At 72.3% G+C, this 19,972-nt stretch carries 20 protein-coding genes; 13 read left to right on the top strand and 7 right to left on the bottom strand.

Features of this window, described 5'->3' with window-relative positions; translation table 11 throughout:
* Positions 1-196: 196 nt before the first annotated feature.
* Both LRD69_RS06810 and LRD69_RS06805 read left to right on the top strand, forming a co-directional pair.
* Positions 197-400: a cold-shock protein gene (locus LRD69_RS06810; protein WP_003969786.1), complete on the top strand. Its 204-nt coding sequence runs from the start codon at positions 197-199 to the stop codon at positions 398-400.
* 138 nt (positions 401-538) lie between these two features.
* Positions 539-2,212 carry a DEAD/DEAH box helicase gene (locus LRD69_RS06805; RefSeq protein ID WP_277325649.1) on the top strand — a complete coding sequence of 558 codons (1,674 nt, stop codon included), beginning with the start codon at positions 539-541 and terminating at the stop codon, positions 2,210-2,212.
* A gap of 68 nt (positions 2,213-2,280) precedes the next feature.
* Here LRD69_RS06805 and LRD69_RS06800 read toward each other — a convergent pair whose 3' ends face one another.
* Genes LRD69_RS06800 through LRD69_RS06785 form a run of 4 tightly spaced genes read right to left on the bottom strand, consistent with a single transcriptional unit; the run spans position 2,281 to position 5,748 of the window.
* Positions 2,281-3,363: a nitronate monooxygenase gene (locus LRD69_RS06800; protein WP_277325648.1), complete on the bottom strand. Its 1,083-nt coding sequence runs from the start codon at positions 3,361-3,363 to the stop codon at positions 2,281-2,283.
* Between the two features lie 8 nt (positions 3,364-3,371).
* Positions 3,372-4,136, bottom strand: a complete 765-nt coding sequence (locus tag LRD69_RS06795) for a CoA-transferase (RefSeq protein WP_277325647.1) — start codon at positions 4,134-4,136, stop codon at positions 3,372-3,374.
* On the bottom strand, positions 4,133-5,008 hold the full coding sequence (locus tag LRD69_RS06790; RefSeq protein ID WP_277325646.1) for a CoA-transferase: 876 nt from the start codon (positions 5,006-5,008) through the stop codon (positions 4,133-4,135). The genes LRD69_RS06795 and LRD69_RS06790 overlap by 4 nt, the downstream gene beginning before the upstream one ends.
* Entirely contained in the window at positions 5,005-5,748 is a 744-nt protein-coding gene (locus LRD69_RS06785; protein ID WP_277325645.1) for an enoyl-CoA hydratase family protein, read from the bottom strand. Before LRD69_RS06785 ends, LRD69_RS06790 begins: the two co-directional genes overlap by 4 nt.
* An 86-nt stretch (positions 5,749-5,834) precedes the next feature.
* Between LRD69_RS06785 and LRD69_RS06780 the strand changes: the two genes are divergently transcribed.
* On the top strand, positions 5,835-6,773 hold the full coding sequence (locus tag LRD69_RS06780) for an SDR family oxidoreductase (protein ID WP_277325644.1): 939 nt from the start codon (positions 5,835-5,837) through the stop codon (positions 6,771-6,773).
* A 138-nt stretch (positions 6,774-6,911) separates the two neighbouring features.
* Here LRD69_RS06780 and LRD69_RS06775 read toward each other — a convergent pair whose 3' ends face one another.
* Both LRD69_RS06775 and LRD69_RS06770 read right to left on the bottom strand, forming a co-directional pair.
* Positions 6,912-7,805: a hypothetical protein gene (locus LRD69_RS06775; protein ID WP_277329648.1), complete on the bottom strand. Its 894-nt coding sequence runs from the start codon at positions 7,803-7,805 to the stop codon at positions 6,912-6,914.
* A 23-nt stretch (positions 7,806-7,828) separates the two neighbouring features.
* Positions 7,829-9,667 (bottom strand): beta-galactosidase family protein, encoded by a 1,839-nt coding sequence (locus LRD69_RS06770; protein WP_277325643.1) that lies wholly within the window; start codon positions 9,665-9,667, stop codon positions 7,829-7,831.
* Positions 9,668-9,873: 206 nt separating this feature from the next.
* On the opposite strand from LRD69_RS06770, the gene LRD69_RS06765 reads away from it, so the two are divergent.
* The 3 genes from LRD69_RS06765 (at position 9,874) to LRD69_RS06755 (ending at position 11,784) form a co-directional block, all read left to right on the top strand.
* Positions 9,874-10,758 (top strand): AraC family transcriptional regulator, encoded by an 885-nt coding sequence (locus LRD69_RS06765; RefSeq protein ID WP_277325642.1) that lies wholly within the window; start codon positions 9,874-9,876, stop codon positions 10,756-10,758.
* Between the two features lie 36 nt (positions 10,759-10,794).
* On the top strand, positions 10,795-11,103 hold the full coding sequence (locus LRD69_RS06760; RefSeq protein ID WP_277325641.1) for a chorismate mutase: 309 nt from the start codon (positions 10,795-10,797) through the stop codon (positions 11,101-11,103).
* A gap of 96 nt (positions 11,104-11,199) precedes the next feature.
* On the top strand, positions 11,200-11,784 hold the full coding sequence (locus LRD69_RS06755; protein WP_277325640.1) for a dihydrofolate reductase family protein: 585 nt from the start codon (positions 11,200-11,202) through the stop codon (positions 11,782-11,784).
* 77 nt (positions 11,785-11,861) lie between these two features.
* On the opposite strand, the gene LRD69_RS06750 is transcribed toward LRD69_RS06755, so the two are convergent.
* Complete coding sequence (locus tag LRD69_RS06750) at positions 11,862-13,289, bottom strand: MFS transporter (protein ID WP_277325639.1); 1,428 nt, start codon at positions 13,287-13,289, stop codon at positions 11,862-11,864.
* 322 nt (positions 13,290-13,611) lie between these two features.
* On the opposite strand from LRD69_RS06750, the gene LRD69_RS06745 reads away from it, so the two are divergent.
* From LRD69_RS06745 to LRD69_RS06715, 7 genes are all read left to right on the top strand, one after another.
* The gene (locus tag LRD69_RS06745; protein WP_277325638.1) at positions 13,612-15,093 is read left to right on the top strand and encodes an aldehyde dehydrogenase; all 1,482 of its coding nucleotides are present in this window, start codon (positions 13,612-13,614) and stop codon (positions 15,091-15,093) included.
* A gap of 29 nt (positions 15,094-15,122) precedes the next feature.
* On the top strand, positions 15,123-16,106 hold the full coding sequence (locus LRD69_RS06740; protein WP_277325637.1) for a VOC family protein: 984 nt from the start codon (positions 15,123-15,125) through the stop codon (positions 16,104-16,106).
* A complete protein-coding gene (locus LRD69_RS06735; RefSeq protein ID WP_277325636.1) occupies positions 16,103-16,948 on the top strand; it encodes an aspartate dehydrogenase domain-containing protein in 846 nt (281 codons plus the stop codon). Before LRD69_RS06740 ends, LRD69_RS06735 begins: the two co-directional genes overlap by 4 nt.
* Positions 16,945-17,745: an alpha/beta hydrolase gene (locus LRD69_RS06730; protein ID WP_277325635.1), complete on the top strand. Its 801-nt coding sequence runs from the start codon at positions 16,945-16,947 to the stop codon at positions 17,743-17,745. The genes LRD69_RS06735 and LRD69_RS06730 overlap by 4 nt, the downstream gene beginning before the upstream one ends.
* 44 nt (positions 17,746-17,789) lie before the next feature.
* On the top strand, positions 17,790-18,305 hold the full coding sequence (locus LRD69_RS06725) for a cupin domain-containing protein (RefSeq protein WP_176902123.1): 516 nt from the start codon (positions 17,790-17,792) through the stop codon (positions 18,303-18,305).
* Positions 18,305-19,081: an SDR family oxidoreductase gene (locus tag LRD69_RS06720; RefSeq protein ID WP_277325634.1), complete on the top strand. Its 777-nt coding sequence runs from the start codon at positions 18,305-18,307 to the stop codon at positions 19,079-19,081. Before LRD69_RS06725 ends, LRD69_RS06720 begins: the two co-directional genes overlap by 1 nt.
* Positions 19,082-19,174: 93 nt before the next feature.
* Positions 19,175-19,960, top strand: coding sequence for an SDR family oxidoreductase (locus LRD69_RS06715; RefSeq protein ID WP_277325633.1), 786 nt, complete (start codon positions 19,175-19,177; stop codon positions 19,958-19,960).
* Positions 19,961-19,972: the final 12 nt, after the last annotated feature.

Here is a 19,972-nt window from a genome sequence, read left to right as displayed (position 1 = left end):
TCACACCGCGGATCTGCAGAACGTGCTACGGTTGCCGAGTTGCAGTTTTGGTACCCATGAACTTTATGTGCGCCTGACGGGAATGCTTCCTCAGGCGCATTATTGTTTTCCGGCTTTCTCCGGATGGGGCTCAATGCGGCGACTTGGAATTCGTAAAGTGCGGATTTCCGGCACTGCACCTCTTTAGGAGAATGACATGGCTACTGGAACCGTGAAGTGGTTCAACTCGGAAAAGGGCTTCGGCTTCATCGAGCAGGACGGCGGCGGCGCCGACGTCTTCGCCCACTACTCCAACATCGCCACCTCGGGCTTCCGTGAGCTCCAGGAGGGCCAGAAGGTCTCCTTCGACGTCACGCAGGGCCAGAAGGGCCCGCAGGCGGAGAACATCGTCCCGGCCTAATTGCCGCGACGCGTACCTCGCAGCCGGGGCCCGCACCGTGAAGGTGCGGGTCCCGGCTTGTGCTGTCCCGGGGAGTGCACCGCAAGTCCCGAGCAGTCCCCACGTAGTTCCCAGGAATCCCCAGGAGGGCAATTCCGTATGACCCGCTCCGAACGCCAGGACCGACCCGCCCGCACTCGTCCGTCGAGGGGGCGTGGCACGGCCCAGGCACAGGCAACCGCCAAGGGTTCCGGCAAGGGATCCGGCAAGGCGTCGCCCCGTCGCAGGGCCACGCCGCCGCAGGGTGAATTCGCCCTGCCCGAAACCATGACCCCCGCACTGCCCGCCGTCGAGGCGTTCGCCGAGCTGGACATGCCCGCCGCCCTGCTGAAAACCCTTGCCGCGCAGGGCGTCACCGACCCGTTCCCGATCCAGGGCGCCACCCTGCCGAACTCCCTGGCCGGCCGGGACATCCTCGGCCGCGGCCGCACCGGCTCCGGCAAGACCCTGGCCTTCGGCCTCGCGCTCCTCGCCCGCACCGCCGGCCGGCGCTCCGAGCCGCGCGCCCCGCTGGCGCTCGTCCTCGTCCCGACCCGCGAGCTCGCGCAGCAGGTCACCGACGCGCTGACGCCGTACGCGACGTCCGTGAACCTGCGGCTCGCCACCGTCGTCGGCGGCATGTCGATCACCAAGCAGTCCGCCACGCTGCGCCGCGGCGCCGAGGTGCTCGTCGCCACGCCGGGCCGGCTCAAGGACCTCATCGAGCGCGGCGACTGCCGGCTCGACCAGGTCTCCATCACCGTCCTCGACGAGGCCGACCAGATGGCCGACATGGGCTTCATGCCGCAGGTCGTCGCGCTGCTCAAGCAGGTCGAGCCGGACGGCCAGCGGATGCTGTTCTCCGCGACCCTCGACAAGAACATCGACCGGCTGGTCAAGATGTTCCTGACCGACCCGGTCGTGCACTCGGTCGACCCGTCCGCGGGCGCCGTGACCACCATGGAGCACCATGTGCTGCATGTGGCCGACGAGACCGACAAGAAGGCCGTCGCCACCCGGATCGCCGCCCGCGAGGGCCGGGTGATCATGTTCGTCGACACCAAGCGCGCCGCCGACCGCTTCGCCAAGCGGCTGCTCGCCAGCGGTGTACGGGCTGCCGCCCTGCACGGCGGACGGTCCCAGCCGCAGCGCAACCGGACGCTCGACCAGTTCAAGAACGGCCAGGTCACCGCGCTCGTGGCGACCAACGTCGCGGCCCGTGGCATCCACGTCGACGACCTCGACCTGGTCGTGAACGTCGACCCGCCGACGGACCACAAGGACTACCTCCACCGCGGTGGGCGCACGGCGCGCGCCGGGGAGTCCGGCAGCGTCGTCACGCTGGTGCTGCCGGAGGAGAAGCGGGACATGACCCGGCTGATGGCCGACGCGGGCATCGCTCCGCGGACCACCCGGATCACGTCGAGCGACGAGGAACTCACCCGGATCACCGGGGCCCGTGAGCCGTCCGGCATCGCGGTCGTCGTCGAGGTCCCCCAGCCGACGCAGCCGAAGCCGCGCACGCGGCAGGGCGGTGCGGGTGGCGGCGCCGGCGGTACGTTCCGCGCGGGCAGCCGGGGCCGGGGGCGCCGCAGTGGCTCCGGTGCCGGTGCCGGTACCGCCTCCGCGCAGGGCGGCGGCGAGGTCCGGTCGGGCGGTGCGGCGCGATCGGGCGGCGCGGCGCGGGCCGGTGGCGCGGGCCGTGGCAACGGTTCGGGCGCAGGTGCGGGGCGCGCGGCCGGCTCCGGGCGCAGCAACGGCAGCGCCGCCGCGCGGGGCCGCAGGGCGGCGTAGCCCGTACGTGGTGCGGTGACCCGGCCGACCGGGCCACCGCGCCGGGGCTCCGCCCCGGACCCGGATCGTCATGTGCCGGACAGGCCGGGCTCACCCGCCTGTCCGGCCATCGAGTTCACTGCCTCCAGCGCCCGCTGTGCCTCCGCCATCACCCGGTCCACCAGCTCCGCGCAGCTCGGCAGGTCCTCGATGACGCCGGCCACCTGACCCGACGCCATCACCCCCAGATCCGTCCGGCCGTCGACCATGGACGCCTTCAGCAGCATCGGGGTGTTCGCAGCCAGCAGCACCTGGCTCCAGGACAGATCCCTGCCGTGCCTCATCGCGAGGCCGTCGCGCACCATCCGGGACCAACTGAGCCCCGAGATCCGCTTGAAGCCCGCCGCCCGGCGCACCGCCTGGACCAGGGCCCTGGTGCGGCCGGCGTGCTCCAGCGCGGCGACCATCTCCGTGCGCAGCATCCGGTGCGGCAGCCCGTCCACCGCCGTGGTGACCGTGACATCCCTGACGCCCGCCGCCAGATAGCGCGCCTTCACCGTGTCCGGGACCGTCGAGTCCGACGTCAGCAGGAACCGCGTGCCCATCGCGATGCCCGCCGCCCCGTACGCCAGCGCCGCGACCAGCCCGCGGCCGTCGTGGAAGCCGCCCGCGGCGATCACCGGGATGTCCACCGCGTCCACCACCTGCGGCAGCAGCACCGACGTCGCCACCTCACCGGTGTGCCCGCCGCCCTCGCCGCCCTGCACGATCACGGCGTCCGCGCCCCACGCCGCGACCTTCTCGGCATGACGCCGGGCGCCGACCGACGGGACGACGACCACCCCCGCGTCCTTCAGCTCGGTGATCAGCTCCCTCGACGGGGCCAGCGCGAACGACGCGACCTTCACACCCTCGTCGACGATGATCCGTACGCGTTCGCGCGCATCACCGGCGTCGGAGCGCAGATTGACCCCGAACGGCGCCCGCGTACGGGACTTGACCTCGCGTACCGCCGCGCGCAGCTGCTCAACGGTCATCGTCGCGGACGCGAGGACGCCCAGTGCACCCGCCTCGGCGGTGGCGGAGACCAGCCGGGACCCGGCGACCCACCCCATGCCGGTCTGCACGATCGGGTACCGGACGCCGACCAGCTCGGTGAGGGGCGTGCGCATCGGATCCATCAGGCCCCGACCTCGCGGTGACGGGTGCCCTCCGGGTCGATGACCGCGCGGATCAGCCGGAGTTCGACGGCGGTGGGCTCGCGGGTGTACGGGACGTCGTCCGCGATCGTCAGCGTGAAGCCGGTCGCCTCACGGACCTGGTCTGCGGTGACGCCCGGGTGCAGCGAGGCGAGGCGCATCGAGCGGTCCGGGGTTGCGAAGTCGAGGACGCCGAGGTCGGTGACGACGCGCGGGATGCGGTGGTAGCGGGTCGCCGACGGGCCGGCGGCCGCCGCACTGTCGTGACCGACCCCGCTGATCATGTCGACGCGTTCGACGAACACCCGGGAGGAGTGCCTCGGGATCCAGTAACTGACCGGGTTGTTCAGGGTGTTGACGGGGGCGCCGCGCACGCCGAGCAGCTGGCGGGCGGGCTGTTCCCAGTCGCCGATGCAGGAGATGTTCTGGTTGCCGAACCGGTCGATCTGGCCGGCGCCCATCATCACGTGGCGCCTGCCGCCGGTGACCATGGCGAGGTGCTGGCGGTACGGCAGCCAGCCCTCGGGCGTGCCGTCGAGACCGACGATCATCGCCTCGCCGTCGGTCAGCAGCAGATCGGGCGCGAAGGTGTGTTTGGCGAGGCGGGCGCCGACGGAAGGGATCAGGCCCATCGGGCTGGCGAGCACCTCGCCGTTGTCGCGCCAGGCCTCGGCGCAGGCGATCACGCAGTACTCGGCACGGGTGGCGGACCGGGGCGCGGGGGGCGTGGTCTCAGGGGTCGTCACTTCTGCTCCTCGTGCCAGGTCCGGACGGCCGACCAGTAGCTCTTCTCGTTGCCGTCCGCGGGCAGGAACCGGTCGGCGAACGCCGCCCAGGCGGCCGGGTCGGCGGCCGCGGTGGCGTACGCCTTCTGGAACGCCTCGTCGCGCGGGTAGTCGGGGGCGCAGGAGGTGAAGTGTGCGCCGTGCGGGCTCTCGACGACGCCGGTGACCGCGTGCCGTTTGACGAGCAGGGTCTGCGGGGCGGCCCGCGCGGTCAGTTCCGCGGTCTCGACGAGCCGTTCGCAGGAGACGTACGCGGTGTCGGCGGCCTCGCAGAAGAGATCGTCGAAGTACGGGTCGGGGCCGAGGTACTGGCCGTTGCCCGAGCGGTCGGCGCGGTTCAGGTGGACCAGCGCCGCGTCCATCCGCAGGGCCGGCATCGCGACGAACTCCTCGCCGTCCTCGTACGGCGAACGCACCGTGCGCAGACCGGGGTTGACCCGCATGACGTCCGATCCGAGGCCGGCCCGGACGGGCAGGAACGGCAGCCGGTTCGCGGCGGCGTGCAGTCCCCACATGAACATCGCCTCGTCGACCTCCGTCAGCTCGAAGCCACCGCGCTGGCGGGCCGCTCTGAAGTGCGGTTCGAGCGGGATCGAGTCGAGGGTGGCGAAGGCCGCGACCAGCTTGCGGATCCGGCCGGCGGCGGCGAGCAGGCCGACGTCGGGGCCGCCGTACGAGACCACGGTGAGATCGGTGACCGGGGACCGGAGCAGTGCCCGCACCAGCGCCATCGGCTTGCGGCGCGAGCCCCAGCCGCCGATGCCGATCGTCATGCCGCTGCGGAGCCGGGAGACGGCCTCGTCGGCCGTCATGGTCTTGTCGGTCACCGTCATGCCTCCTTGCCGAAGGTGTCACGGACGCGGCCGGCGGCTCCGCTGAGGTTGGCCTCGAAGGTGAAGCCCTGCTCGAAGCGGTAGCTGCGGCGGACGTCCACCGGGTCGATGCCGTTGATGGCGGCCTTGGCGAGCCGGATCAGATACCCGTCCTTGCGGGCGATCTCGCCCGCAAGCTCCAGTGCCGCGTCCCGCAGTCCGGCGCGTGGGACGACTTTCCAGACCGAGCCGTGGGCGTGCAGTTCGGCGGCCGTGGCGGTGCGCGAGGTGTAGTACAGCGCGCGCATCAGATGCTGCGGGACGAGCCGGGCGAGATGCGTGGCGGCGCCGAGCGCGCCCCGGTCCAGCTCGGGCAGGCCGAACGTGGCGTCGTCGCTCGCCACGATCGCATCGGCGTTGCCGACCAGGCCGATGCCGCCGCCGAGACAGAAGCCGTGCACCGCGGCGACGACCGGCACCTCGCATTCGTACACCGCGGCGAACGCCTCGGAGCAGCCGCGGTTGGCGCCGATCAGCGCGGTGTGCCCGGTGTCGCGCTGCATCTCCTTGATGTCGACGCCCGCGTTGAACCCGCGCCCGGCGGCGGCCAGGACGACGCAGCGGACCTCGGGGTCACGGCCCGCTGTGCGTAACGCGTCGGCCAGGTCGTACCAGCCCCGCACGGGCAGCGCGTTGACGGGCGGGTGGTCGACGGTGACGACGCGGACGCCCTCGGCCGGGCTTGTGGTGGAGACACCCATGAGAGGATCAGCTACCTTTCCACCAAACATTTGTTAGGTGTGGAAGGTAGCAGCCTGCCCCCGCATCGCCAACAAGGAGATGTGAGATGACCACAAGCAGCGACGGACCCGGCCCGGGGATCTGCGAGGGCCGTGTGGTGATCGTGACGGGGGCCGGGCGGGGGCTCGGCCGGGCCCACGCCCTCGCGTTCGCCGCCGAGGGGGCGAAGGTCGTGGTCAACGACCTCGGCGTCGGACTCGACGGGGCGGGCGGGGCGTCCCCCGGTCCGGCCCGGCAGGTGGCCGACGAGATCGGGGCGGCGGGCGGCGAGGCGGTGGCCCACGGCGGTGACATCGCGACCGAGGCGGGCGCGGCCTCGCTGATCGGGGCCGCGCTGGACACCTACGGGCGGCTGGACACGCTGGTCAACAACGCGGGCTTCCTGCGCGACCGGATGCTCGTCAGCCTGGACGAGGACGACTGGGACGCGGTCGTGCGGGTCCACCTCAAGGGCCACTTCCTCACGCTGAAGCATGCGGCGGCGCACTGGCGGGCCGAGGCCAAGGCGGGCCGCGCCCCCGTCGCCCGGGTGATCAACACCAGTTCCGGGGCGGGGTTGCTCGGCAGCGTCGGCCAGAGCAGCTACTCCGCCGCGAAGGCCGGAATCGTCGGCCTGACGCTGGTCGCCGCGGCGGAACTCGGCCGGTACGGGGTGCAGGTCAACGCGATCGCCCCGGCGGCCCGGACCCGGATGACCGAGCAGACGTTCGCGCAGATGACGGCGGCGCCGGGGGAGGGGGCGTTCGACGCGATGGCGCCCGGGAACGTGTCGCCGCTGGTGGTGTGGCTGGGCTCGGCCGCGAGCGACGGGGTGACCGGCCGGGTCTTCGAGGCGGAGGCGGGCCGGATCACGGTGATGGAGGGCTGGCGCCCCGGCCCCTCCGTGGACCGGGGAGCGCGGTGGGCGCCGGCCGAGGCGGGGGAGGCGGCGCGGAAGCTGTTGGCCCGGGCGGGGGAGGGGCGGCCGGTGTACGGGGTGCGGTGAGGGGAAGGCCCAGCCCCTGCGGCGACCGAGGAGCGGGGGTTCGGGGACGGCGCCCCCGCCGCGCGACGGAACCGCGCACCGGCCGGGCGGGAACGGGCGGGCAGGCGACACCGGCGGCCGCAGCCGCACCGCCCCCGCTCATGTGCTGCAGTCCAGCACCGTGTGGCACAGCCCGCACCGCGCCCGTACCCGGCCCCGCACCGGGACCCGGATGCGCTGGTGACAGGTCGGGCAGGCGAAGGAGACCCTCAGCCCGTCCGGACCGCCCACGAAGGAGTACGGGACACCGGGGGCCGCGGGCGCGCCCGGATGGTCCTGGGCGTGCCGCCGGTCCTTCGCGTAACGGTGGCGGCCCGCCCAGCCGGCGGCCGCGAGCGGCGGCTGCCGGCTGTCCTGCAGCGCCCGCTCCCGCCCCGCCGTGAACGCCGTGTACGCCTGCGGGCTGGTGAACCACGGCGAGGGGTCCTCGTCGAAGGCGAACGCCCGCTTGGCCAGCACGTATCCGAACTCCTCCGGGGTGAGATAGCCGAGCTTCTGGCTCGCGGTGGCGTCCTCCCTGAAGGCGTCGAGCAGCAGCCAGCCCGCCCCCAGATACGCCGTCGCGGTGTCGGTGAGGATCTCGTTGTCGCGCGTACCGGGAAACTCGAGGCCCAGTCGGTGCAGCAGTACGTGCATGACCTCGTGCGAGAGCGCGGCGCCGATGTCCCTGCGGTGCGTGCGGAAGCGGTCGTTGAGCTCGATGAAGTACTCGGGACCTGCCGCCAGTTCGACGCTTCCCGCATGCTCCATCGCCCGGAACGCGACGATCATCCGGGCGTCCGGCAGATGCAGATGCCGGACCATCGCCCGTGCCACCCGCTGCGCGCCGAGATGGAGATCGTCCTGGTCGGAGAAGGCGGCGTCGGCGGGCACCAGGCTCGGGGCATAGCGGTGGACGCCGTCGTACGACAGCCTCCGGTACAGCGCGGTGATCGCGGAGCGTACGGTGTCGAGATGGGGAAAGCCGTGCACCACCGGGCTGCCGTTCGCCACGTCCGCACCCCTCTCCGTGACGCTCAACCGGCCTCCACTGTAAGCGGATACGCGCCGTTCGGCGCCTGAACATCCCGGGGGGTGCCCGTCCGGACCGGCGCCCCCGGGCCCAGCTCCGCATATGGAGCACCCGCGCCGTCCAGCTCCAGCACCCACACTTCGTTGGCCCCCTCGCGAAGCACCGGGCCCGGCACGTACAGCGTCCGCTGCGGACCCGCCGACCAGTAGCGGCCCAGGCAGAAGCCGTTCACCCAGACGAACCCGCGGGTCCAGCCCGGCAGTTCGACACCCGCGTGATCCGCCCGGTCCTGTTCCGTCAGCTCGAACGACCCCCGGTACAGCCCGGCGCGCCCCTCCACGACCTCCCCGAACGGGACCCCGGCCACCGCGCCCGGCTCCTCGAACGCTGCCAGCCGCAGCGCCCTGGCCCGTACCCCGTGCAGGTACTGCCGCTCGTGCAGGATCCCGCCCGTGATGCCCTTCGGCTCGCCCAGCCGGGGCCCGTAGTTGACCCGGCCCAGCGACTCCACCCACAGCTCGACGGACGCGGGTCCGGCCACAGGGTTGCCGAGCGTCGCGCTCTCCTCGCTCAGAACGCCTTCCCGGACGCCGTTCACGTACACCACCGCCCGGTCCCGGAGCCCCGCCACCTCCAGTGCGTACGGCTGCCGCGGCCCCGGAACGTCCACCTGGTAGCGGACCAGGCCCCGGTCGACGCCCAACTCCTCGAACGTCGGCGGGACTCCGGACTCCGGCGGCTCCGGGTCGCCCAGCGACTCCAGCACACCGGACAGCGGCGCCCATCCGGTCAGCTCCGCCCGCACCGGCGTCGCGAGTCCGGCCGGCTGCGGCGGCAGATCGGGAAGCGGACCGTCGGCGAACGCGCCGAGCACGTCGCGGAACAGCCAGAACTTCTCCGTCGGCCGCCCGTACTCGTCGATCGGCGCGTCGTAGTCGTACGACGTCACCGTCGGCCGGATATCCCGGTCCTGCAGCGGACCGGACCGGTTGGCCCCCGCCCAGCCCGCGAAGTTGGTTCCCCCGTGTGCCATGTAGATGTTCACGGACGCCCCGCACTCCAGGATCTCCCGCAGTGCGGCGGCCGCCTGTGCCGGTTCCCGTACGACCGGCGGGGCACCCCAGTGCTCGAACCAGCCGCACCAGAACTCCATGCACATCAAAGGCCCCTTCGGCTGATGCCGGCGCAGCACCTCGAACGCCTCGCGCGCCCCCGACCCGAAGTTCGCCGTGGCGAGCAGACCGGGCACGGATCCGCCCGTCAGCATGTGGTCCTCCGGTCCGTCGGAGGTGAACAGGGGCACGCTCACCCCGTGCTCGCCCAGCAGGTCCGCGAGCCGCCGCAGATGGACCCGGTCGCTGCCGTAGCTCCCGTACTCGTTCTCCACCTGGACCATGAGCACCGGGCCGCCGCGGTCGGTCTGCCGCTCCACCACCTGCGGCAGGAGCTGGGCGAACCACCGCTCGACCGCCGCCGTATAACCGGCGTCACGGGTCCGCACCCGCCGCCCGAACCGGCCCGTCACCCAGGCGGGCAGCCCGCCGTTCTCCCACTCGGCGCAGATGTACGGGCCCGGGCGGACGATCGCCCACAGCCCGGCCCGGTGCGCCGCGTCCAGGAATCTGCCGAGCGCCGCCACGTCCCGGTACACCCCGGGCTGCGGCTCATGGAGGTTCCACGGCACGTACGTCTCGACGCAGTTGAGGCCCATCGCGCGGAGCATCGCGAGCCGGTGGTCCCACTGCTCCTCGTGCACCCGGAAGTAGTGCAGGGCCCCCGACAGCAGGCGTACGGGCTTCCCGTCGAGCCGGAAGTGGTCGTCGCCCACGGTGAAGTCAGCCATCGTGCTCGTACTCTCCTGTTGCGCCGGTCCCGCCCGTGGACCCGGGGGGAAATCTGCGTCCAACCTCGCCCCCTGGCGTGCGGCCGGTCCATGGACAAAGATCACTGCTGTTTGGACACAACGCGCAGATGACCGCGCAGATCACCGACGTGAACCGAAGCACCACCGAACCCGGCGGGGCCGGGCCGAGCGGAGGAAGGGCCCCGATGTCGACGTACCACACCTGGATGCGCTTCTTCACGCCCAGTCCGCTCCACCACCGGCTGGGTCTCGTCTGCCTGGGAGTCGGTCTGCAGCACGGCGCTCTGCCGACGGTCGGCCCACGGACCCTGGACCACCATGTGGCCGTGATCGTCAACTCCGGCAGCGGCTGGTTCGGCGGACCCGACGGCCGCCGGACACCCGTCACCGCCCCCAGCCTGATCTGGCTGACTCCCGGTACCCCGCATCACTACGGCGCCGACCCGGGCACCGGCTGGGACGAGAGCTTCGTCGACTTCACCGGCCCCGCCACCGCCACGTACACCGAACTCGGCTTCATCGAGCCGGAGCGCCCCCTCGTCCCCCTCGCCGACACGGCGGGCCCGCGCGCCGCGGTGAGCCGGATCGTCCGGGCCGCCAGACGCGGCAACCCGCTCCTCGAGGTCGAGACCGGCGCCGCCGTCCATGAACTCCTCGTCGCCCTGCGCCGGGCCCGCGCCGACGTCAGCCCCGACGGCGACCCGGTCCTGCAGGCCCTCGCCCGCGACGCGTTCCAGCCGCTCTCGGTCGCCGAGCACGCCGCCCGGCACAAGATGACCCCCGCCGAACTGCGCACCGCGGTACGGCGTGGTGCCGGCTGCAGCCCCAAGGACTACCTCCTCGGCATCCGGCTCGGCCGTGCCAAGGAGCTCCTGGCCGCGACCGACCTGCCCGTCGCCGCGGTCGCCCGCCGTGTCGGCTACGACGACCCCGCCTATTTCTCCCGCCTGTTCGCCCGCCGCGTCGGCACCGCCCCGGTGCGCTTCCGCGAACAGCAGGGCCGCGCCGTACCGGGCGGGTGGAGCGATACGGTCCCCGACCCGGACCACCCACCGACGATCGGCCCGTAGCGGCGCCCCGCGGCAGGCCGTCTAAGCTCGTCGACCATGACCACGAGCGACACCGACGAGTCCGTCCGCGCGGAACTGAACCGGCTCCGCGAAAGCATCGACAACATCGACGCCGCTGTTGTCCACATGCTCGCCGAGCGCTTCAAGTGCACCCAGCAGGTCGGCCATCTGAAGGCGAACCACAAACTGCCCCCGGCCGACCCCACCCGTGAAGCCGAGCAGATCGCCCGCCTGCGCCGCCTCGCGGAGAACGCGAAACTGGATCCGGCGTTCGCCGAGAAGCTCCTCAACTTCATCATCGCCGAAGTGATCAGGCACCACGAGACGATCGCCAAGTCGTCCTGACCCGGGCCCCGGCGTGCGCGGCGTATCGTCCGGACCGTGACCGGCGCTCCGGCGCAGGCCCGATACCGAGCCCCGACGGCGTTGGCGAGGACCGTGATGAGGAAGATCATCCTGATGATGTCGGTGTCCCTCGACGGATTCATCGAGGGACCCGGCCGGAGCATCGACTGGCACCGGGTCGACGACGAACTGCACCAGCACTTCAATGACGAGCTCAGGGCGATGGGCGGCTTTCTGAGCGGCCGCGTCACCCATGAGCTGATGGCCGGGTTCTGGCCCACGGCCGACGCGGACCCCTCCCACGCCGGGCCGGTGGCGGAGTTCGCCGGTATCTGGCGGGACATGCCCAAGTACGTGTTCTCCAGGACCCTGACGCGGGCCGACTGGAACACCACCGTCATGCGGGACGTCGTCCCCGGCGAGATCATGGCGCTCAAGGCGCAGCCGGGCGGCGACCTCTCCCTCGGCGGCGCCGAGCTCGCCGTGGCCTTTCGCAAGCACGACCTGATCGACGAGTACCGCGTCTACGTCCATCCGGTCCTCATCGGCCGGGGCAAGCCCCTGTTCCTGCCGACGGACGCGAAGAGCGATCTGCGACTCGCCGGCACCCGGAGTTTCGGCAACGGCGTCGTCCTTCTCCGGTACCTGCGCGCCGACGAGTCCTCCGCGGCAGAGCGGTGAAGGCCGGGCCGCACGGACGCCGGTGCGATGTCGCCCCGCCCGTCACCCCCGCCTGATCCCACCCCGGCGCGGGGCGGTCAGGGAGAGATCTCCTCCAGCGGCCGGTTCGCCGTCTCCTCGGCGAACGCACCCGCCACCACCGCGCCCGCCAGCGCCACCGCACCCAGCATCACGAAGACCCCGGAGATGTCGTTGCCGGCGCCGTAGACGACACCCACCAGGATCGGGCCGAGGATCACGCCGAGGCGGTTGACCGCGCCGCCCACACTGCAGCCCAGGGCGCGCATCCGGGTCGGGTACAGCTCCGGCGTGTACAGGTACAGGCAGATGTTGGCGCCGAAGAAGCCGACGGCCGACAGCGAGGTCCAGATCAGGACCTGGACGGGGGTACCGGCGCCGAGCACCGCCAGGGTCAGCAGAAGAGCGGCCGCGCCGCCCAGGAAGACCGCGAGGATCCTGCGGCGGCCCAGGACGTCCACCGTCAGGGCGACCAGCAGGCAGCCGAGCAGCCCGGCGACCGAGGTGACCGTGGAGTAGAGCAGGGCATCGGAGAGCGTGAGGCCGTAGGCGTCCTTGTAGATGCTGGGCAGCCAGGACGTCACGCCGTAGTTGACGAAGTAGCCGGTGAACCAGACCGCACCCACCACCAGGGTGCGGCGGCGGTAGCGGCCGGTGAACAGGGAGCGCAGGCCGGTGGCGGTGCGCTCCGCGTCGGTGGCGGCCGCCGCCGCGTCGGGTGCGGGGGAGCGGGGCACCGGCGCCGGCAGGGGTTCGCCCGTCGCCGCCGCCACCTTGGCCTCGATCTCGGCCATGACCGCCTCGGCCTCCGCGGTGCGTCCCCGGTCCGCCAGCCAGCGCGGCGATTCGGGAACCGTGCGCTGGACGAGGAACGCGAGCAGCCCGGGCACGGCGGCGACGGCGAACATCACGCGCCAGCCCGCCGCGGGCACCAGCCAGGCCGCGGCCAGGGCGCCGACGGTCAGTCCCGCCGGGAAGACGAGTTCGTACAGCAGGACGAAGCGGCCCCGCTTGAAACTCCGGGTGATCTCGCTGATGAACGCCGCAGCCACCGGCACCTCGCCGCCGATCGCGAGCCCCTGGACGAAGCGCAGCGCCAGGAAGGGGGTGAGCGATGTGCAGGCGACGAGGGCGAGACCGGCGAGCCCCGAGGCCGCCACGCAGTACGCGATGACCTTGACCCGGCCGTATCTGTCGGCCAGCCGGCCGGACAGCAGCGCGCCGATGAGCATGCCGATCGAGCCGACGGTGAGCACCGACGTGGCCTCGCCGGTGGTCAGGTGCCACTCCTGCCGCAGCTCGGGCAGCGCGTACGCGATCAGCAGCTGGTCGAACGCCTCGAAGAAGGTGACCACCCCGACGACGAGGCGGACGATGACATGCCAGCGGGAGGCCGGCAGCCGTTCGAAACGGGCGGCGATGGCGTCACGGGCGGTGGGGGCGTCAGGGGCGGCCAGGGCGTCACGGGCGGCGGTGTGCCGGGTCATCCAGGGTTCCTCCTGCTCCGCGTGGGGGCGGAGCGGTTGGGGAGCCAGGTGTGCGGGAGGGCAGAGGCGTACGGGAGTGAGCCGAGCGTACGGGGGCGGGTCGGCGGCACGGGGCGCGTGAGCCTGTGAGACCGCCCACTGCCGCCCGGCTGCTCTCTGCAAGCACCTAGCTTCTTAGGGCCTAAGTTTTACCGGCCCGGGGGTGGCGGCCGTCAAGACCTCCAGGGCAAAAGAGTTTTTACGGAGGGGCCTTGCGACAAATTACTTAAGCACTTAGATTTTTAGCTCTGAGGTAACCGATTCGACTGCAGGAGGCCAACTGATGCTTGCCGACGAGGTGTTGGTCGCCGGGCAGTGGCGGCAGGGTCGTGGCGCCCCCATCAAGACCGTCGACCCCGCCACCGGCCAGGTCATCGCCACCGTGCACGCAGCATCCCTCGACGACGTCGAGGACGCCGTGACCGCCGCCGTCCACGCGGCCCACGACCCGGCCTGGCGTGAGCTCCCCGCCCACCTGCGGGCCCGGCTGCTGCACCGCATCGCCGAACTCGTCGAGCGCGACGCCGACCGGCTCTCCGCTCTGCAGACCGCCGACACCGGCAAGTGCCGCACCGAGACCCGCGCCCTCGTGCTGAGCGCCGCCGGCACCTTCCGCTACACGGCCGCCGCGCTGGAGACCGCCGAGGACGCGATCACCCCGTCCCGCGGCCCGTACGTCACGATGAGCGTCCACGAGCCCATCGGCGTCGTCGGCGCGATCACGCCGTGGAACTCGCCCATCGCCAGCGACGCCCAGAAGCTCGCCCCCGCACTCGCCGCGGGCAACGCGGTCGTCCTCAAGCCCGCGGAGTGGACCCCGCTCGTCGCCCTCGCCCTCGGCCGCCTCGTCCACCAGGCACTGACCGAGGCCGCACTGCCCACCGCACTGCTCTCCGTGCTGCCCGGCCGCGGCAGCGTCATCGGTGACGCCATCGTCCGCCACCCGGCCGTCGGGAAGATCACCTTCACCGGCGGTACGAGCACCGGCCGCACGCTCGCCCACGCCGCCGCCGACAAGCTCATCCCCGTGTCGCTGGAGCTCGGCGGCAAGTCACCGACGATCGTCTTCGACGACGCCGACCTCGAGCAGGCCCTGGCCGGCGTGATGTACGGCGTCTTCTCCTCCAGCGGACAGAGCTGCATCGCCGGATCCCGTCTCTTCGTCGCCCGTTCCCGGTACGAGGAGTTCGTCGGCGAACTCGTCGCCCGCACCCGGAAGCTGCGCGTCGGACCCGGCACCGACCCCGACACCCAGGTCGCCCCCCTCGTCCACCACAAGCACCGCGACAGCGTCGCCGCCTACGTCGACCTGGCCCGCGAAGAGGGAGCCACCGTCCGGTGCGGGGGAGCGGCCCCCGAAGGCGACCTCTACCGCAACGGCGCCTACTACCTCCCCACCGTCCTCGACGGCCTCCCCAACACCGCCCGGGTCTGTCAGGAGGAGATCTTCGGACCCGTCCTCGTCGCCCTGCCCTTCGACGACGAGGACGACCTCGTCGCCCAGGCCAACGACAGCGTGTACGGCCTCGCCTGCGGACTGTGGACCCGCGACCACGCCAAGGCCTGGCGGGTCGCCCGCCGGATCGACGCCGGCACGGTCTGGATCAACACGTACAAGCAGTTCAGCATCTCCACCCCGTTCGGCGGGCTCAAGGACAGCGGCATCGGCACCGAGAAGGGCCGCGACCTGATCCGCGGCTACCAGCGGCAGAAATCCCTCTACTGGGGCACCGGCACCACCCCGCTGCCCTGGGCCGCCAACTGATGCCGACAGACGAGGAGCCGGAGAACCAGATGACTCACCAGAACCGCACGGCGTACGAGAACGTCCACGCCCGCCCCGCCGTCCTGCCCGAACCCGTCGCCCGGCTGCGCGCCCTGCGCTCCGTCGAGCTGCACACCCCCGCCTTCACCGAGTCCACCGACTTCTACACCGAGGTCTGGGGCCTGGAAGCCGTCGAGCAGGACCGCGACGCCGCCTGGCTGCGCGGCACCGGCAAAGAGCACCACGTCCTCGCCCTCACCCGCGGCGAACGCAACGGCCTCGGCCGCATCACCTTCGCCGTCGCCACCCCCGCGGAGATCGACGAGGCCGCCCGCCGTCTCCTCGCCAGGGGCATCGTCCCCGTCGCCGGACCCGGTCCGCTCGACCAGGTCGGCGGCGGATACGGACTCCGGTTCACCGACCCCGAGGGCCGGCTGATCGAGCTCAGCGCCCAGACGCACGCCGTCACCCCGCGCGGCCGGGACGCCGCCGTCCCCGTCGGCGTCACCCACACCGTCCTCAACACCACCGACATCGACGCCGCCGTCGCCTTCTACACCTCGGTCCTCGGACTGCGCGTCTCCGACTGGTCCGAGCACCAGATGGCGTTCCTGCGCTGCAACGCGGACCACCACTGCATCGCCTTCAACCAGGCCGCATGGACGTCGCTGAACCACGTCGCGTACGAGATGACCTCGGTGGACCACTTCATGCGCGGCCTCGGCCGGCTCCGCCACCACGGCATCAACCCGCAGTGGGGCCCCGGCCGGCACGGCCCCGGCAACAACACCTTCTCGTACTTCACCGACCCCGCCGGACTCGTCTGCGAATACACCTCCGAGGTCGCGCAGATCGTCGAGGACACGTGGATCGCCAAGGTCTGGCGGCGCACCCCCGACCTCTCCGACCTGTGGGGGACCGCAGGTCCGCCGTCCCAGAAGATCCGCTGCCACATGGCCGGCGAACCCGACGCCGGGCCCCTGGCCCCAGCCACCGACGAGGTGTCCGCATGACCACCACCACCGACCGACCCACCTCCGTCGACCGCGCCACGCACCCCGCGCGTCCCGTGCGCCGCATCGGACTCGTCGGCTGGGGCGCCATCGGCCGCGTCGTCGGCACCGCCCTCACCGAAGGCCACATCCCCGGCGCCGAGCTGACCTGCATCATCGACAACCGGCCCCTCGTCGACGCCCCCGCACCCCAGCTGTCCTTCGAGGACGCCCTCGCCGTCTGCGACCTCATCGTCGAAGCCGCCGGCCAGGCCGTGGTGCGGGAGTGGGCCGAGCGGGTTCTCGACAGCGGAACCGACCTGCTGATCGCCTCCACCGGAGCGCTCGTCGACCCCGAACTCGTCGACCGGCTGCGCGCGGCAGGCCCGGGGCGCGTCTACTTCACCGGCGGCGCCGTCGGCGGACTCGACCTCCTCCAGGCCGTACGGGGAATGGGCGCCCTCACCTCCGTACGCCTGACCACCACGAAGCTGCCCGCCACCCTCCACCAGCCGTGGATGGACGCCGAACTCACCGAACGGCTGCGGTCCGCCACCGGACCCGTCGAGGTGATGCGCGGCACCGCCCGCGACGTCCCGGTGAAGTTCCCCAAGTCCACCAACGTCGCCGCGTCCGTGGCCCTGGCGACCGGCGACCCGGACCTCGTCGAGGTCGTCGTCGTCGCCGACCCGGCCGCCACCCTCACCCGGCACATCATCGAAGCGGTCGGCCCGCACGGCACGTACCGCTTCGAGGTCGCCCACCGGCCCGACGCCACCAACCCGGCCACCAGCCAGGTCGTGCCGCACGCCGTGCTGCGCAGCCTGGGCGCCGTCGTCGGCCGGGCAGGACTGATCCTGTGACCGCCACCCTCACCGCCGGCGGCGTGCACACCCAGGAGGCCGGGAACCCCGACGCACCACTGCTGCTCTGCCTGCACGGCATCGGCTCCTCGTCCGCGGCTTTCGCCCCGCAACTGGCCGCACTCTCCGACCAGGTGCGCGTCGTCGCCTGGGACGCCCCCGGATACGCGGCCTCCGCCGACCCCGACCGGGCCCCCGGCCTCGACGGCTACGCCGACACCGCGGCCGCGCTGATCCGCGACCGCGGCGGCCGGGCCCACGTCCTCGGCGTCTCCTGGGGCGGCGTCATCGCCCTGCGCCTCGCCGCCCGCCACCCCGAGCTCGTCGCGTCCCTGATCGTCGCCGACTCCAGCCGCGGCTCCGGTACCGACCCGGACAAGGCGGCCGCCATGCGCGCCCGGCCGGAACGGCTCGCCGCCGAAGGACCCGACGCCTTCGCCGCGGCCCGCGGCCCGCGCCTGGTCTCCGCCGACGCCCCCGCCGCACTCGTCGAACGGGTCGTGGCGACCATGGCCGCCTCGATCCGGACCCCCGGGTACAGGTACGCCGCCGAGTCGATGGCCGGGACCGACCTCACCGACGACCTGCCCACCATCACCGCCCCGGCCCTCGTCCTCTGCGGCGAACAGGACACCGTCACCGGACCGAAGGAGTCCCAGGCCATCGCGGGCGGCCTCACCAAATCCGTGTACGTCACCCTTGCCGGCGCCGGACACCTCGCCAACCAGGAACGGCCCGAGGCCTTCAACGCCTGGGTCCGTGCCCACCTCCACGTCGTCGCCCGCATCCCCGCGTGACGACACAGCCACCACCGCACCGAACCGAGGAGCAAACCGTGCCCATCGACAACACCCCCTACGAGACCGACGGCGACCTCGCGAAGTACACCGACTCCCTCATCGCCACGAAGGACTCCCGCGAGCCCGACTGGAACACCCTCTCCTTCCAGGCGAAGGCCGGCGACCAGTACAAGCGCGCCCAGATCCGCTACGTCGGCTCGGGCGCCACCGGCAACCACGAGAACGACAACCGCATCATCCCGTCCGGCGGCTTCACCTTCTCCAACATGCTGCTGCCGCCCGGCGCCGAAGGCCCCGAGCACACCCACCACGACGTCGAGGAAGCCTTCTTCGTCCTGGAGGGCCAGGTCAGGGTCGGTATCCACCGCGGCGCCGACGAGGCCGAGTACCGCACCCTCGGCTACCGCGACATGATCGTCGTGCCCGCCGGAGTGGCCCGCTCGCTGAAGAACGAAGGCGACACCGACGCCCTGTTCTGCGTCATCATCGGCACGCAGAAGCCGCAGGTCCCGACGTACCCCGAGCACTCCCCGATGCACGGCATCACCCGCGACTGATGGCCACCGACGACACCCCCCGTACGGCGGACGGCTCTCGTACGGTCGTCGTCACCGGCGCCGGCCGCGGCCTTGGACTGGCCGCGGCCCGCCGGATCGGCCGTGACGGCTACCGCGTCGTCATCGCCGAACTCGACGAACGGACCGGCGAACAGGCCGCCGACGACCTGCGCGCCGACGGCATCACCGCCGACTTCCACCCGCTCGACGTCGCCGATCCGGACTCCGTCACCGCACTCGCCACCACCCTCGCCGGCGACGGCACCAGGCTCCACGGCCTGGTCAACAACGCCGGTCTGGCCAACGCGGTCGGCGGCAAGGAGTTCCACGAGATCGACGTGGAGACGTGGGACCGCATCATGACGGTCAACGCCCGCGGCCCCTGGCTCGTCGCCCGCGCCCTCCTCCCGCTCATGAAGGCGGGCGGCGGCGGCCGGATCGTCAACCTCGCCTCGGACGCGGCACTGTACGGGTCACCCCGCCTCGCCCACTACATCGCCTCCAAGGGCGCCGTCATCTCCCTGACCCGGGCCATGGCCCGCGAGACCGGAGACCTCGGCATCACCGTCAACGCGGTCGCCCCCGGACTGACCGAGGGGGAGTCCTCCGTCGACATCCCCGCCGAACGGCACGAGCTGTACCGGCTGAACCGGGCGATCTCCCGGCCCCAGCAACCGGCGGACCTGGTCGGCCTGATCGCGTTCCTCGTCGGCGACGAGTCCGGCTACATCACCGGCCAGACCTTCGCCGTCAACGGCGGCTTCACCATGCACTGACCCCGCGGGCATCACCGCCGCACCGGACCACTCCTGCGGGGCCCCGGTGCGGCGACCGCCCCCGGGCACCCCCCTCACACCAAGGAGTACGAGATGGACCTCGGCCTCGCCGACCGCAGCATCCTCGTCACCGGTGGCAGCTCCGGCGTCGGCCTCGCCACGGTCCGCATGCTGCTCGCCGAAGGCGCTCGCGTCGCCACCTGCGGCCGCCGCGCCGACGCCCTCACCGCCGCTCTCCACGGACTCGCCGGACCCGACAGGCTCCACTACGCGCCCTGCGACGTACGCGACGAAGCGGCGGTCAAAGCCTTCACCGAGGAGGCCGCCGACCGCCTCGGCGGCCTCGACGGACTCGTCAACAACGCGGGCGCCTCCCGGATGAAGCCGTTCGCCGAGACCACCGCCGACGACTGGCGCGACGAACTCGAACTCAAATTCTTCGGCGTCCTCAACCCGCTGCACGCCGCCCTGCCCCACCTGCGCGCGTCCGGCAACGCCTCCGTCGTCAACATCAACGCGGTACTCGCCAAACAGCCCGAGACCCGGCTCATGACCACCAGCGCCGCCCGCGCCGGCATCCTCAACCTCTCGACGTCCCTGTCGAAGGAACTCGCCCCCGACGGAATCCGCGTCAACTCCGTCTGCCTCGGCCTCGTCGACACCGGACAGTGGGAACGCCGCTACGCAGCATCCGGCAGCCCCCTCGACTACGCCGCCTGGCAGGCCGAACTCGCCGCCGACCGAGGCATCGCACTCGGCCGCCTCGGCAACGCCGACGAAGTGGCCTACGCCGTCACGGCCCTCCTCTCACCCCGGGCCTCTTACATCACCGGCACCACCGTCGACGTCTGCGGCGGCGTCAACCGCGCCATCGCATAACTCCCACCCCCC

It is taken from the genome of Streptomyces sp. JH14 (assembly GCF_029428675.1).
Taxonomy (GTDB): domain Bacteria; phylum Actinomycetota; class Actinomycetes; order Streptomycetales; family Streptomycetaceae; genus Streptomyces.
This window is presented reverse-complemented; position numbering and strand designations above follow the sequence as displayed.